General features: G+C 68.3%; 13 protein-coding genes. 5 read left to right on the top strand and 8 right to left on the bottom strand.

What is annotated here, in order from left to right; genetic code table 11:
* Positions 1-18: 18 nt before the first annotated feature.
* The 3 genes from ISP14_RS09430 to ISP14_RS09440 all read right to left on the bottom strand — a co-directional run bounded on the left by ISP14_RS09430 (position 19) and on the right by ISP14_RS09440 (position 3,408).
* The gene (locus ISP14_RS09430; protein ID WP_404538638.1) at positions 19-465 is read right to left on the bottom strand and encodes a hypothetical protein; all 447 of its coding nucleotides are present in this window, start codon (positions 463-465) and stop codon (positions 19-21) included.
* Positions 466-529: 64 nt separating this feature from the next.
* Positions 530-1,327, bottom strand: a complete 798-nt coding sequence (locus ISP14_RS09435; RefSeq protein WP_404538641.1) for a dioxygenase family protein — start codon at positions 1,325-1,327, stop codon at positions 530-532.
* 194 nt (positions 1,328-1,521) lie between these two features.
* Positions 1,522-3,408, bottom strand: a complete 1,887-nt coding sequence (locus ISP14_RS09440) for a DEAD/DEAH box helicase (RefSeq protein ID WP_404538644.1) — start codon at positions 3,406-3,408, stop codon at positions 1,522-1,524.
* A 236-nt stretch (positions 3,409-3,644) separates the two neighbouring features.
* On the opposite strand from ISP14_RS09440, the gene ISP14_RS09445 reads away from it, so the two are divergent.
* Both ISP14_RS09445 and ISP14_RS09450 read left to right on the top strand, forming a co-directional pair.
* Positions 3,645-4,394, top strand: coding sequence for an SDR family NAD(P)-dependent oxidoreductase (locus ISP14_RS09445; protein ID WP_404538647.1), 750 nt, complete (start codon positions 3,645-3,647; stop codon positions 4,392-4,394).
* Positions 4,395-4,398: 4 nt separating this feature from the next.
* Positions 4,399-4,953, top strand: a complete 555-nt coding sequence (locus ISP14_RS09450) for a GNAT family N-acetyltransferase (RefSeq protein ID WP_404538650.1) — start codon at positions 4,399-4,401, stop codon at positions 4,951-4,953.
* 10 nt (positions 4,954-4,963) lie between these two features.
* On the opposite strand, the gene ISP14_RS09455 is transcribed toward ISP14_RS09450, so the two are convergent.
* A complete protein-coding gene (locus ISP14_RS09455; protein WP_404538653.1) occupies positions 4,964-6,310 on the bottom strand; it encodes a DEAD/DEAH box helicase in 1,347 nt (448 codons plus the stop codon).
* Positions 6,311-6,522: 212 nt separating this feature from the next.
* Here ISP14_RS09455 and ISP14_RS09460 point away from each other — a divergent pair, with 212 nt between their 5' ends.
* Both ISP14_RS09460 and ISP14_RS09465 read left to right on the top strand, forming a co-directional pair.
* Entirely contained in the window at positions 6,523-7,755 is a 1,233-nt protein-coding gene (locus ISP14_RS09460; protein WP_404538656.1) for an MFS transporter, read from the top strand.
* A 52-nt stretch (positions 7,756-7,807) separates the two neighbouring features.
* Positions 7,808-8,293: an FKBP-type peptidyl-prolyl cis-trans isomerase gene (locus ISP14_RS09465; protein ID WP_404538659.1), complete on the top strand. Its 486-nt coding sequence runs from the start codon at positions 7,808-7,810 to the stop codon at positions 8,291-8,293.
* A gap of 223 nt (positions 8,294-8,516) precedes the next feature.
* On the opposite strand, the gene ISP14_RS09470 is transcribed toward ISP14_RS09465, so the two are convergent.
* The 4 genes from ISP14_RS09470 to ISP14_RS09485 all read right to left on the bottom strand — a co-directional run bounded on the left by ISP14_RS09470 (position 8,517) and on the right by ISP14_RS09485 (position 12,177).
* Positions 8,517-9,044 carry a C40 family peptidase gene (locus ISP14_RS09470; RefSeq protein WP_404538663.1) on the bottom strand — a complete coding sequence of 176 codons (528 nt, stop codon included), beginning with the start codon at positions 9,042-9,044 and terminating at the stop codon, positions 8,517-8,519.
* Positions 9,045-9,131: 87 nt separating this feature from the next.
* Positions 9,132-10,385: a M56 family metallopeptidase gene (locus tag ISP14_RS09475; protein ID WP_404538666.1), complete on the bottom strand. Its 1,254-nt coding sequence runs from the start codon at positions 10,383-10,385 to the stop codon at positions 9,132-9,134.
* 1 nt (position 10,386) lies between these two features.
* Complete coding sequence (locus tag ISP14_RS09480; protein WP_404538669.1) at positions 10,387-10,773, bottom strand: BlaI/MecI/CopY family transcriptional regulator; 387 nt, start codon at positions 10,771-10,773, stop codon at positions 10,387-10,389.
* A gap of 72 nt (positions 10,774-10,845) precedes the next feature.
* The gene (locus tag ISP14_RS09485; RefSeq protein ID WP_404538671.1) at positions 10,846-12,177 is read right to left on the bottom strand and encodes a hypothetical protein; all 1,332 of its coding nucleotides are present in this window, start codon (positions 12,175-12,177) and stop codon (positions 10,846-10,848) included.
* A 92-nt stretch (positions 12,178-12,269) separates the two neighbouring features.
* Between ISP14_RS09485 and ISP14_RS09490 the strand changes: the two genes are divergently transcribed.
* Complete coding sequence (locus tag ISP14_RS09490; protein WP_404538674.1) at positions 12,270-13,529, top strand: NAD(P)/FAD-dependent oxidoreductase; 1,260 nt, start codon at positions 12,270-12,272, stop codon at positions 13,527-13,529.
* Positions 13,530-13,841 lie beyond the last annotated feature (312 nt).

The following is a 13,841-nucleotide window of genomic DNA, read 5'->3' on the forward strand; positions in this document are numbered from 1 at the left end:
CGCCTGGCCGCGTGGCGATCAGCGCGATGCGGCGATGAAGCTGTTCGGTGCGTACAACGTCCAGTCGTCCGTGTTGCCGTTCACGGCGACACGGGCGACGAACGCCACGCAGCTGTGGTCCGGGCAGGGATCGTCGGCGTCCGTGCTGGCCGTAGCCGGCGCCTGCAGCGCGTAGTCATGGCTGAGGTTGATCTCGCGGCAGAACTCCGGCGGTCCGCCGACGATACGCATCACCACGGGATGGGCGTAATAGCTGCTGCGGCCGGAGACCTGCAGCTTGAATTCCTCGCGGGTGCAGCCCCACGCGCCGGTCTTGAAGCTCACGGCGGTGGCCGTCGCCGGCGGTGCGAGCCGGGCCTCTTCGGCCAGCGTGGGCATGCTGGCATTGCGGCCGTAGTGCCAGAGCAGAAAACCGCCGACCACGATCATGCATCCGAGCATGCCGCCCAGCCTGGTTCCCGACATCGTGTTCTCTCCCTAAGGCGGCAGCGGGCCGCGGCGCGCAACTTGGCACGCCCGTCGCAAACGGTCAATCGGGGCGCGGGCCGTCGAAACGGTAGATGTCCATCGCCAGGAAGCCGAGGTCGATGCCGGCATCGATGCGCTGAGCGTGTGCGCCGTCGCCGGCCGCACCCAGCGCCACGTAGAGCGGCAGCAGGTGCTCGTCGGTGGGGTGGGCGCGCTGGGCGAACGGCGCCTGGCGGCGGTAGTCGAGCATGGCATCGACATCGCCCGCCGACAGTTTCTGCTCGATCCAGCCGATGAACGGGCGCACGTAGGGCGCCTCGCGCTCGCTGCTGTAGCCGGCGCGGAAGTCGTGCAGGTTGTGGGTGATGCTGCCCGAGCCGATCACCAGCACGCCTTCCTCGCGCAGCGGCGCCAGCGCGCGGCCCACCGCATACTGGTGGGCGGGGCCGAGCTCCGGCTGGATCGACAGCGGCACCACCGGGATGTCGGCCGCGGGGTAGAGCAGGTGCAGCGGCACCCAGACGCCGTGGTCCAGCCCGCGTTGCGGGTCGAGCCGCGGGGCAAGGCCGGCCTGGTCCAGCAATTCCGTCACCCGTGCGGCGAGCGCGGGTGCACCCGGCGCGGGGTAGCGCAGCTGATACAGCTCGGGCGGAAAGCCGTGGAAGTCGTGGATGGTTTCCGGCTGCGCGGCGCCGCCGACCAGCGGTGCGCGCGCCAGCCAGTGCGCGCTGGCGATCACGATGGCCTTGGGGCGCGGCAAGGCTCGCGCCAGTTCCGCCAGCCGCGCGCCGGTCGCGCCGGGCTGCAGCGCGGTCATCGGCGAGCCGTGGGAGACGTACAGGCTGGGCAGGGCGGACATGGCGGATCGCCTCTCAGGGGGATCTGCCCAAGATAGTGGTGCCTGCGGGATTTGCATCAATGGCGTGACGAACGCAGCGTTGCCTTGCGGAAACGCCGATGTGCGGTCGTGTGCAGATCGGGCTTCAGCGCGATATCACCGCAACGCAAGTCGGGCTGGAGCCCGACCTGCGCCCGATCTGCGGAAGCATCGCCTTATTTCGTCCGCGGCGGCTTGCCACCGTGCGCATGCGGCTTGCGCGGACCGGGCTTGGCGCCACCGGGCTTGAAGCCACCCGGTTTGCGGAAGCCGCCCGGACGACGGGCGGGGTGCGTGTCGTGTCCGCCACCGGTGCCGTCGTCCTTGCCGTCCCAGGCGTGGATCTGCAGCTGCTGGCGCGCCACCCAGACCTTCTTCAGGTGCTCGAAGATTTCCTTCGGCATGCCTTCGGGCAGGTCGATCAGGCTGTGGTCGCCGCGGATGCTGAGGCGGCCGATGTACTGGCTGTCCAGCCCCGCCTCGTTGGCGATGGCGCCGATGATATTGCCAGGCTTCACGCCGTGATCGTGGCCTACCTCGATGCGGTAGGTGATCTTGCCGGCTTCGGTGTTGTGCGGGCGCGATACATGGCCGGCGGTACGCGAGTGCTCGCGTTCGGGACGCTCGTGCCGGTTGCCGCGCTCGGACTTGTCGTGATGCTCGCCGTGCTCGCGCTTGCTGCGGGGCTCGGCCTGTTCGCGCGGCGCGTATTCGCGTTTCGGCGGCGGCGTGAGCAGCAGCGGGCGGTCGCCCTGGGCGATGCGTGCCAGTGCGGCGGCGATCTCGACGGCGGGGATGTCGTGCTCTTGTTCGTACTGCTCGATGAGCTGGCGGAACAGGTCGAGTTCGCCCATCGCCAGCGTGTCGCTGATGCGCTGCTTGAACTTGGCGATGCGCTGGTCGTTCACGGCCTCGACCGTGGGCAGCTTCATTTCTTCGATCTTCTGCCGCGTGGCGCGCTCGATCGCGTGCAGCATGCCCTTCTCGCGCGGTGTGACGAACAGGATCGCCTCGCCGCTGCGGCCCGCGCGGCCGGTGCGGCCGATGCGGTGCACGTAGCTTTCGGTGTCGTAGGGGATGTCGTAGTTCAGCACGTGGCTGATGCGCTCCACGTCCAGGCCGCGCGCGGCCACGTCGGTGGCGACCAGGATGTCGAGCTTGCCGTCCTTCAATTGCTGGATCACCCGCTCGCGCTGCGGCTGGGCGATGTCGCCGTTGATCGCGGCGGCGGCGAGGCCGCGCGCCTGCAGCTTCTCGGCCAGTTCCTCGGTGGCCTGCTTGGTGCGCGCGAACACGATCATCGCGTCGAACGGCTCGGCCTCGAGGATGCGCGTCATCGCGTCCAGCTTGTGCAGGCCGCTGACGAACCAGTAGCGCTGGCGGATGTTGGCCGCGGTGGTGGTGGCCGCCTTGATGGCGATCTCCACCGGCTCCTTCAGGTGGCGCTGCGCGATCTTGCGGATCGGCACCGGCATGGTGGCGGAGAACAGTGCCACCTGACGGGTCGGCGGCGTCGCCTCGAGCACCTTCTCCACGTCGTCGACGAAGCCCATGCGCAGCATTTCGTCGGCTTCGTCGAGCACCAGGTACTTCAGCTCGGAGAGGTCGAGCGTGCCCTTGTCCAGGTGGTCGATCACGCGGCCCGGGGTGCCCACCACGACGTGCACGCCGCGACGCAGCGCATGCAGCTGCGGGCCGTAGCTCTGCCCGCCGTAGATCGGCAGCACTTGCAGGCCGGGCAGGTGCGCGGCGTAGCGCTGAAACGCCTCGGCCACCTGGATGGCCAATTCGCGCGTGGGCGCCAGCACCAGGGCCTGCGGCTTGCCGGGCTTGAGGTCGATGCGCGACAGGATCGGCAGCGCGAACGCGGCGGTCTTGCCGGTGCCGGTCTGCGCCTGGCCCAGCACGTCGCGGCCTTCCAGCAGCGGTGGGATGGTGGCGGCCTGGATCGGCGAGGGCGATTCGTAGCCCACGTCGGCCAGCGCTTTCTGCACCTCGGGCGAAAGCGCGAGCGCGCCGAAGCCGGCGGTTGCCGGGGCGGAATCGGGAGACGGGGCGGACATGGGGAACCTCGGGGTGGCATGCGCGGCGGCATGCGGGAGAATGGGCGGCATTGTAACAGCCTGGGATTTATGCCGTTCGCCCTGAGCGTAGGCCCGAAGGGCCGACGCGGGGAGCGGCCAAGGATGGCCGCGCTCTGAGGAGCGAGGAAGTCGAAGGGCATCGCGTGGCGCTTCGACTCCGCTTGCTGGCGCAAGCTACGCTCAGCGCGAACGGAACTTTAGATTGGGAGACGAGCATGCCGAGCCGTTTGACAGACCGCATTGCGCTGGTGACCGGGGCCTCCTCCGGCATCGGCGAGGCCACCGCGCTGGAACTGGCCCGGCAAGGCGCCAGGGTGGCCATAGCGGCACGCCGCCGCGACCGGCTGGAGGCATTGGCCAAGGAACTGGCAGCGCTCGGCGCCGAGCCGCTGGTGCTGGTGGCCGACCTGGCCGACGAGGCCGATGCGCAGCGCATCGTGCGCGAAACCGAGCAGCATTTCGGCCGTCTGGACATCCTCGTCAACAACGCCGGCGTGATGTACCTGGAGCCGATCGCCGAGGCCGATCTCGGCCGCTGGCGGCAGATGCTGGAGCTCAACGTGCTGGGCCTGATCGCCGCCACGCAGGCGGCGCTGGCCGGGATGCGCGCCCGGCGCGACGGCCACATCGTCAACGTCTCCTCCACCGCCGGCCGCATCGCCAATCCGAATGCGGGCGGCTACGCGGCCACCAAGTTCGGCGTGGTGGCGTTCTCCGAATCGCTGCGCCGCGAGGTGTACAAGGACAATATCCGCGTCAGCGTGATCGAGCCGGGCGCGGTGGCGACCGAGTTGCGCGAACACATCGGGCACACCGCGACCAAGGACGCGCTCAACGCCTGGGCCGACAGCATGCGCCAGCTGCAGAGCCAGGACATTGCCGAAGTGATCGCCTTCTGCGTGAGCCGGCCGTCGCACGTCAACATCAACGAAGTGCTGGTGCGGCCCACCGACCAGGAACGCTGACGCCGTGAGTCTCTCGCCGCGCCTGCAAACTGCGCGCACCCGCATCCGCCTCGCCGTGGAAGCGGATGCGCCGGCACTGCTGCGCTATCGCGTGGCGAATCGTGCGCATCTGGCGCCATGGGAACCGTTGCGCGAGGAGGCGTTCTACACGCTGGAGCATTGCGTGCAGTCCATTGCCGACGGCCGCGAGCATGTGCGGCTGGATCGCGGCTATCCCTTGTTGGTGTTCGACTGCGACGAGGTCGAAATCCTCGCCACGTTCACCCTTGCGAACGTGGTGCGCGGCGCCTTCCAGGCCTGCCATCTCGGCTACGGCGCGGCGGCGTGCACACAAGGGCAGGGGATCATGCACGAAGCCTTGCAGGCCGGCCTGGACTGGGCCTTCGGCGAACTGGACCTGCACCGCGTGATGGCGAACCACCTGCCACGCAACGAGCGCAGCGCGCGCCTGCTGGCGCGGCTGGGCTTCGAGCGCGAGGGCTATGCGAAACGCTACCTGCAGATCGCCGGCGTGTGGGAGGACCACGTGCTCACCGCCCGGATTCGTCCGGGCGGTTGAGCCGGCGCCGTCACGCCTTGGCGGCGGGACGCGGCCGGTGGCGGCGCTTGCGGTTGCCCGCGGCGTGCTCGCCGTTGCCCTGCTTCTGCGCATGGCCGTGCGGGCGATGCGCCTGCGAGCTGCCTTGCGAGCGTTGCGACTGTCCGCCCTGCGAGCGTTGCGGCGCGCGCGGCTGGCGCTGGCCCTGTTTCGGGCGCGGCGCGCCGGCATCCAGCCGCAGCGGCGTGGAAGGCTCGAAGCCGGCCACGTTGTCGATGGCGATCTCGTCCTTGAGCAGCTTGCGGATGTCGCGCAGCAGGCCGGATTCGTCGTGGCTCACCAGCGACACCGCCATGCCTTCGCTGCCGGCGCGGCCAGTGCGGCCGATACGGTGCACGTAATCCTCAGCCACCATCGGCAAGTCGTAGTTGATGACCATCGGCAGCTGGTCGATATCGATGCCACGCGCGGCGATGTCGGTGGCGACCAGCACGGTGATGCGGCCGCTCTTGAAGTCGCCGAGCGCCTTGGTGCGCGCGTTCTGGCTCTTGTTGCCGTGGATCGCCGCGGCGCGCAGGCCGGCGTGCTCCAGGTACTTCACCAGCTTGTCGGCGCCGTGCTTGGTGCGGCTGAAGACCAGGGTCTGGCGGCGGCTGTCCTGCGCCAGCACGTGCAGCAGCAGCTCGCGCTTGCGCTCGGCGTCCACCGGGTGCACGTGATGGCTCACCGTCGCGGCCACGGTATTCGGCGGCGTCACCGAGACTTCGCGCGGCTCGCGCATGAACTGCAGCGCCAGCGCCTTGATCTCCGGCGCGAAGGTGGCCGAGAACAACAAGGTCTGGCGCTGCTTCGGCAGTGCGCCGAGGATGCGCTTGAGCGCCGGCAGGAAGCCCATGTCGAGCATGCGGTCGGCCTCGTCCAGCACCAGCGTTTCGACGCCGGAGAGATCCACGGTGCGCTGCTGCATGTGATCGATCAGGCGGCCCGGGGTGGCGATCACGATGTCCACACCGCGGCGCAGTGCATTGATCTGCGGACCCATGCCGACGCCGCCGAAGATGGTGGTGGCGCTGATGCGCAGGTGTTTGCCGTAGGCCTGCGCGTTGTCGAGGATCTGCGCGGCCAGCTCGCGGGTGGGCGTGAGCACCAGCGCGCGCGGGCGGCGCGTCATGGTCGGGCCGGCGTTGGAAAGCTTGTGCAGCAGCGGCAGCGCGAACGCGGCGGTCTTGCCGGTGCCGGTCTGCGCGGCGGCAAGCAGGTCGTGGCCAGCCAGTACCAGCGGGATGGAACCGGCCTGGACCGGGGTGGGTTCGGCGTAGCCCTGTTCGGCGAGCGCACGCAGCAACGCGGGCGCGAGGCCCAGCGATTCGAAAGACATGAAACGACTCCTGTGCAACCCGGAGCGTTCATGCGGAACCGTGTTGCGATCTTGGGGGGAATGGGGCGGCATGAGCCGCAACGGCTGGGAAGCCGTGGGCGGATTGTAGCCGATATGCGCGCCGGCATGCAGATTTGGCGGCGAGGCGCCCCGTGCAGGGCGGGCGGCGACACCGTGCTAGCCTGCGCCATTGCCTTGCGGAGTGCCATGCCATGTCGCTGCTGTCGTCCCTGCGCGAACTGAATCATGAGCAGCGGCACACGGTGATGGCGAGCTTCCTGGGCTGGACGCTGGACGCGTTCGACTACTTCCTGTTGACCCTGGTGATCGTGGCGATCGCCAAGGAGTTCGACGTCGGCAACACCGAGGTCACCTTTGCGTTGACGCTGACCCTGGCGGCGCGGCCGCTGGGGGCGCTGATCTTCGGCCGGCTGGCGGACCGCTACGGGCGGCGGCCGATACTGATGCTGGACGTGATCCTGTTCTCGCTGTTCGAGCTGGCGACCGCGTTCTCCACCTCGCTGGCGATGCTGCTGGTGCTGCGCTTCCTGTTCGGCGTGGCGATGGGCGGCGAATGGGGCATCGGCGCCTCGCTGGCGATGGAGTCGATTCCGCCGAAGTCGCGCGGCCTGGTCTCGGGCCTGCTGCAGAGTGGTTATCCCTGCGGCTTCTTCCTTGCCGCGCTGGTGAACTGGCTGCTGGTGGATCACATCGGCTGGCGCGGCCTGTTTGTGGTGGGCACGCTACCGGCGCTGCTGGTGCTGTACATCCGACGCAAGGTGCCCGAATCGCCGGTGTGGCAGGCCGGGCAGCACGCGCGGGGCAGGGTCGGGGTGCGCGAGGCGATGCACGGGCATTGGAAGCTGTTCGCCTACATGATCGTGCTGATGTGCGCGTTCAACGCCTTCAGCCACGGCTCGCAGGACATGTACCACACCTTCGAGGAAGTGAACCTGCACCTGCCCACCGGTTCGGGTACGGCCTTTCTGCTGGTGGCGCTGCTCAACCTCGGCGCGCTGGCGGGCGGTCTGTACTTCGGCGCGTGGTCGGAAAAAGCCGGCCGCCGTCGCGCGATGATCGTGGCGGCGCTGCTGGCGATCCCGGTGATCCCGCTGTGGACGCACGGCGGCTCGCTGCTGCTGCTCGGCATCGGGGCTTTCCTGATCCAGGTGATGGTGCAGGGCGCGTGGGGCGTGGTGCCCACCCACCTCAACGAACTGTCGCCCGACGCGGTGCGCGGCACCTTACCGGGCTTCGCCTATCAGTTGGGCAACTTGCTCGCCGCCGGCACCGCCACGGCGCAGACGTGGATAGCGCAGCGGCATGGCGGCGACTTCGCCTTTGCTATGGCGCTGTGGATCGCGGTGGTGGCGGTGGTGCTGGCCGTGCTGGTGTGGTTGGGGCCGGAGGCGCGTGGGGTGGGGTTCGGCAAGGCGGAGTCGTGACAGAAGGCGTCCTGATAGAATCGGCGCTTTGCACCCATTCGAGAGACAGGCAATGAAGGCTGGCAAGGACAAAGTCGTCGCGCTGCACTACACGCTCAGCGTGGATGGCGAGAAGGTCGAGAGTTCGCACGATCGCGGCGAGCCGCTGTGGATCCTGCTCGGCCACGGCCAGCTGATCCCGGGGCTGGAGAAGGCGCTGGAAGACCACGCCGCCGGCGACAACCTGCAGGTCTCGATCGCTCCGGCCGACGGCTATGGCGAGCGTCAGGAAGGCCAGATCCAGCGCGTGCCGAAGAAGTACTTCCAGGACGCCAAGTACCTCAAGCCCGGCATGGCCACCGTGCTGGCGCTGAAGGAAGGCGGCCAGCGCGCGGTCACCGTGCACAAGGTCGGCATGAGCACGATCGACGTGGACCTCAACCACCCGATGGCCGGCAAGACCTTGGACTTCGACGTGAGCATCCAGGAAGTGCGTGACGGCACCGAGGAAGAGATCAAGCACGGCCACGCTCACCCACCGGGCAGTGCCCCGCACTGACCGGCGGGTCAACGATCAAAGCAAAACGGCGCCCATGGCGCCGTTTTTCGTTCGCCCCCTCTCCCTCCGGGAGAGGGTTGGGGAGAGGGTACGGACTCGCGCGAACCCGCTTTGGCTCGCCCCCCTGCAGGAAACCTCTCTCCCCCAAACCCTCTCCCGCAAGCGGGAGCGTGAAGTTCATGCCCGGCGCCTTCCCGCATGCCCCTGGCGGGCAAAGGAAGGATCAATCCAGCACCCGCCTCCCATAGGCGAAGTGATCGCGCCAGTACGGTCCGTCGATGTCGTCCAGCCGCACGGTGCCGCCGCTGTTCGGCGCATGCACGAAGCGGCCCTTGCCCACGTACACGCCGACGTGGCTGATGCGCCCGCCGATACCGAAAAACACCAGGTCGCCGCTGACCAGCTGGGTCATGCGTTTGACCTTGCGTACGTCCATGTCGGCCATTTCGCCGGAGGTGCGCGGCAACTGCAGGCCGGTGGCGTTGCGGTAGATGTAGTCGACCAGGCCGCTGCAATCGAAGCCGCCAGCCGGGGTGTTGCCGCCCCAGTGGTAGGGGGTGCCGACCAGCGCCATCGCGCGGAACAGCACATCGTTGGCGGCGGCGATGCCCCCCTCGGGGCCGCGGGCGGGTTCGTTGGCGAGTGCGGACGGCGTGGCGGCCGAAGGGCGACGCGGCGCGCCAGCACAGGCGGCGAGCAAGGCGATGGCGAGGGTCAGCAGCGCCAGCCGGGCGAAGTGCGTCGGCGACATGGCGAACCGGACGGCGGGCTGCGGAATCACGGAACAACCTCGGCGTGGGACGTGCCGAGGTTATCAATTCAATAATTCATATGCAAATCAAAAGACTTTCTGCAGCTTTGAATTTGATTTCTCAACATCGTCGGCCGGGCTCGGCGGCGGATGGAGATCGAACGCGACGGGTACGCGCACATAGCCGTCGACAGGCTTGCCGTCCTTCGTTTCCGGGTTGAAGCGCCACTGCCTTGCGGCATCCGTGGCCGCCGCGATGAGGTCGGCGGAGGTCGTGGTGCTGTGTTCGGGCTCGTAGGCGATGCTGCCGACGGAGCCGTCGGCGAGTACCTGGACTTTCAACATCACCGTGCCCTGTTCTCCCGCCTTGATCGCTGCGGCGGGATATTTCGGATATAGGCGCGAGTTGTAGCTAAGGTCCTGGCCAGCTGTCTGATGCGGCGGGTTGCCCGTCGCCGCCTGCGCCACGAACACGCTGCCTGCCATCAGTACGGCAAGCGCGGCATAGCCTGCGCGGCGGCGCAGGGCGCCGGGACGGTGACGCTGGATCATGCTGAGTCGCTCCTTGAGCTGTGGCTCGGCGAACCAGGGGATCAGCGCCGGCGCCGCGGACAGGTCGACGCTATGCAGCAAGGCCTGCGCATAGCCGGCTTCGTCGCGCGGCGTGTGGCGCAGCACGCGTTCGTCGCAGGCCAGTTCCTGGTCGAGCCGGAAGCGCGGCCGCGCCAGCCAGGCCAGCGGATGGAACCACAGCAGCGCGAGCATCAGTTCGGCGGCGAGGCTCCAAAGCGCGTCGCCGCGGCGCAGATGGGTCAGTTCGTGGCGCAGCACCAGTCGCTGCCCAGTGGCGTCGAAACGGTCGAGGAAATCCGCCGGCAGCAGCAACAGGCTGCGTGGCGCCCACAACACCGCCGGGCCGCTGGCGTGCAGGCGCAACCGGTGTAGATCGAAACCATCCAGCAGCTGCGGCAGGCTGGCCGCCATGGACGCCGGCAGCGCCCGGGCCTGTCGGCGCAGGCGCACGTAATGCACGCCAAGCCGTAGCAGCATCGCGGCCGTGCCGGCCAGCCAGAGCCAGCGCAGCCACGGCATGGACACGGTGGCATCGGCGGCTGGCATGCCGACAGCTATGGCGCCGGGCAGCACCCGGATGGACGGCAGCACGGACCAGCCGGCGGGCAGCTCCGGCAGGCAGGGCAATACCAGCGCCAGGGCGGGCAGCAGCCAGAGGCTGAAGGCGGGGCCGGCGCCGAAGGCCTGGCGGGCGGGTCGGCGCGCCAGCAGCACCAGGGCCAGCGCTGCGCTGATGTACCACAGGCTGCGAAGCAGCGCGGCATCCATTTCAGCGCGCCTTCTTCTCGATGCTTTCGAGCAGTTTGCGCAGTTCGGTCACGTCCTTCGCGCTGAGTTTTTCGTGTTCGCTGAAGTGCGCGAGCAAGGGACCGAGCCGGCCGCCGAACACGCGGTCGAGCAGGCTGCGGCTTTCCTGCGACTGCCATTGCTCGCGGGTGATCGTGGGGGAATACAGGTAGCGGCGGCCGTCCTTTTCCGCGCTCGCCGCGCCCTTGCCGAGCAGGCGGCTGAGCAGGGTGCGGATGGTCTTTTCGTGCCAGTCGCTTTCCCGCTGCAGGGCCGCGACGATCTCCTCGGAACTCTGCGGCGACTTGCGCCACAGCACTTCCATCACCCGGCTTTCGGCTTCGCTGATATTTGTCGATGGAGCTGCCATGCTTGCGCCGCCAAAGGATTACGAACGTAGTTCATATTGAGACTACGCCCGTAATTTTTTCGATGCAAGCGGCTAGCGCTGGGCCACGGTGATGGTGTATTCCGACACGGTGGTGCCATCGATGTTCTTGGCACGCAGCCGATAGCTGCCGGGGCGCAGATAGAGCAGGGTAGCTTCCTTGGTGCCCATGAAGGCATAGCGGTCGGCAGGGATGGCGTCATCCGGTTCGTCGGCGTAGTACGCGTCGACCACGCAGGGGAGAGAGTTCCTGCACAGCGCCCCATCCACCGGATAAGCGCGACGCTTTCCGCCCAGGGATAGCCAGTCCGCCCGTTGCATCGCGTTGCTGTCGTCCACGTGCGGCAGGCCACCCACCATGGAGTCGTTCCTGAAGCCGTACTTGTACACGCCGAATGCCTGGATGCTGAGGCTGGGAGGCACGATCACGTTGACATCGTAGGCCGCCGGGCGGTCGCTCCAGGGCAGCCCCGTGCGGCGGTTGAGCAGCACCTCGGCGCCACTGGACGGAAACTCGTGCGCGAGCTGGTGATAGGCATCGCCAGGGTCGACACCAGTCTCCAGGAAATCGGTCTGGTCGATCGACAGCGGCGTTATCCCGGTCAGCGCCGCCAGTTGCATCGCCATGGGTCGCAAGTCGCCGAGGCGCCCCGCGACCTTGTCGATATGGGCGTAGCCGGCATGCACGAACAGGCGCGCGTGCGGGTCTTTGGCAAACACCTTCTCGTACAAGGCCTGGGCTTGTCCGGTTTCGCGTGCCTGCCCGGTGAGCGTGTTGTCGTAGGGCACGATGATGAAACCCAGCCGGACCGCCTGCCGCACGATGTCGCCGTATACCGGGTCGCGCAGGTATTCCGTGCCGCTCTTCGCCGTCGGGTAGCCGCGCTTGGCCAGGCCGGGGTCGCTGTCGGTCAGCGCCTCGGCAGCGAAATAATTGAAGCCCATGGCCTTCAGCCGGGGCAGCAGTTCCAGCGTGAGCACGCGGGTATGGGTGTCGTGATGCGCCTCGTTGACCATCACGATGCGGCGATCTGCGGCGAGCGAGGTGATGACGTCGACGGCGTTGGCGGACTTCCAGTCCGTCTGCGTCGGAAGGGTCAGATTGGAGGGCAGCTGGTTCCTGAGCGGGAAGCTGAAGACGGCCTGGTCGTAAAGGCCCAGCTCGTCCAGCGAGAAGGAAACGAACTGCATCGCCAGGACCCGGTCGTCTGCCGAGAGCTTCGGTATTTCGCGGGCCAGGTACTGGTAGCGGGCGAGCGTGTTGGGCTCGTGCTCGATCGTTTGGAGCAGTTTCAGCTCCGCGGGGTTGAAGGATTGCGCGGCGGCGCTGGCGCTGACCAGCAGCGCGGCAAGGAAGACTGCACGGGAGGCGAGGATGATGGACACACCTGGGCCAAGTGAACAGACTGGGCGCATCATGCCCGTGGCCTATGGGCGGTGCAAGACGGGGGGCGCCGACGGCCGGCTACAATCGGCGGATGGATACTTTTCGTGGAGACGTGCTGGTACTCGGCGGTGGGGTCATCGGCCTGGCCAGTGCGTTGTATCTGTTGCGCCAAGGGGCTTCGGTGCGGCTGCTGGAGCAAGGCGTGCCCGGTTGCGGCGCCTCGCACGGCAACTGCGGCACCATCACCCCCAGTCATGCCGCGCCGCTGGCGATGCCGGGCACGCTGGGCGTGGCCTTGCGTTCGGTGCTGCGCGCCGACGCACCGCTCTACCTCAATCCGCGCCTAGACGGCCCGCGCCTGCGCTGGCTGCTCGGCTTCGCCCGGCACTGCAATTGGCCGGACTTCCATCGCGCCACGGTGGCGCGCTCGGCGATCCTGCAGCGCTCGCGCCGGCTGCTGGGCGAACTGGTGCGCGACGAGGCGCTGGACTGCGAGTTCGCCGAGGAAGGCGAGCTGTACGTGTACCGCGACGCAAGGGCCATGGCGGCCGACGAGCGGCACCACGCGGCCGTGCTGGATCGCCTTGGCATCGAGGTGCAGCGCCTGCGCGGCGACGCGGTGGAGGCGATGGAGCCGGCGTTGAAGCCCGGCGTGGTCGGCGGCCTGTTCCATCCCGGCGATGCGCGCCTGCGACCGGATCGCTATGTGGACGAGCTGGCGCGGCGGGTGCGCGAACTGGGTGGGGTGATCGAGAGCGGTGCGCGCATCGAGGGCTTCGCCACCGATGGCAAGCGCATCACCCAAGTGCAAACCTCGCGCGGCGCGTTTGCGGGCGAACGCGTGCTGCTGGCGCTGGGTGCCTGGTCGCCGCTGCTGTCCCGTTCGCTGGATCTGCGCCTGCCGATGCAGCCAGGCAAGGGCTATTCGATCACCTACACGCGGCCGGCGCGGGCGCCGCGCCACGCGCTGGTGCTGCGCGAGGCCCAGGTCTGCGTCACCACCTGGGCCAGCGGCTACCGGCTGGGCAGCACGATGGAATTTTCCGGTTACGCCGAGGGCCTCAACCGCGCGCGCCTCGATGCGCTGCGCCGCGGTGCTGCCGCCGGCCTGCACGAGCCGGAAGGCCCGGTGCAACTGGAGGAATGGTGGGGTTGGCGGCCGATGAGCGTGGACGAGGTGCCGATCATCGGCCCCAGCACGCGCTGGGCCAACCTGCATCTGGCCACCGCGCACGGCATGCTGGGGGTGAGCATGTCGGCCGCCACCGGCGAGCTGGTCGCCGCGCAGCTGGCTGGCGCCACGCCGGCGCTGGACCCGCAGCCTTACGCGCCGGCCAGGTTCGGTCTCTGACGACACGCTGCGCGGTTCGCAGCCAGGTCATCGGGTGTTGCGTGCGTGGCCCCGGTCCGGGGACGATCCCGGTCGAGCGGAACATCTGGCGTCATTCGCGCGTTTTGCAAGGTGATGACGACGGCGCGCAAAGTTTGTTATACGCGCCGTCACCTAGCTGAAGCTCGGATATCCACATTCGACGCATTCTGCAAAACCTGGACCAAATTCAGTCCCAGTAGCCCTGCGATGCTGCTATTGTGCAGCCGTCGCGCCACCCGTGGCGCCGGGTTCCGGCCGGGTTCGCGATACAACAATATCGTCGAGGTTCAC

Origin of the sequence: Dyella agri (assembly GCF_044904705.1) — a bacterium.
GTDB classification, from domain to species: Bacteria; Pseudomonadota; Gammaproteobacteria; order Xanthomonadales; family Rhodanobacteraceae; genus Rhodanobacter_A; species Rhodanobacter_A agri.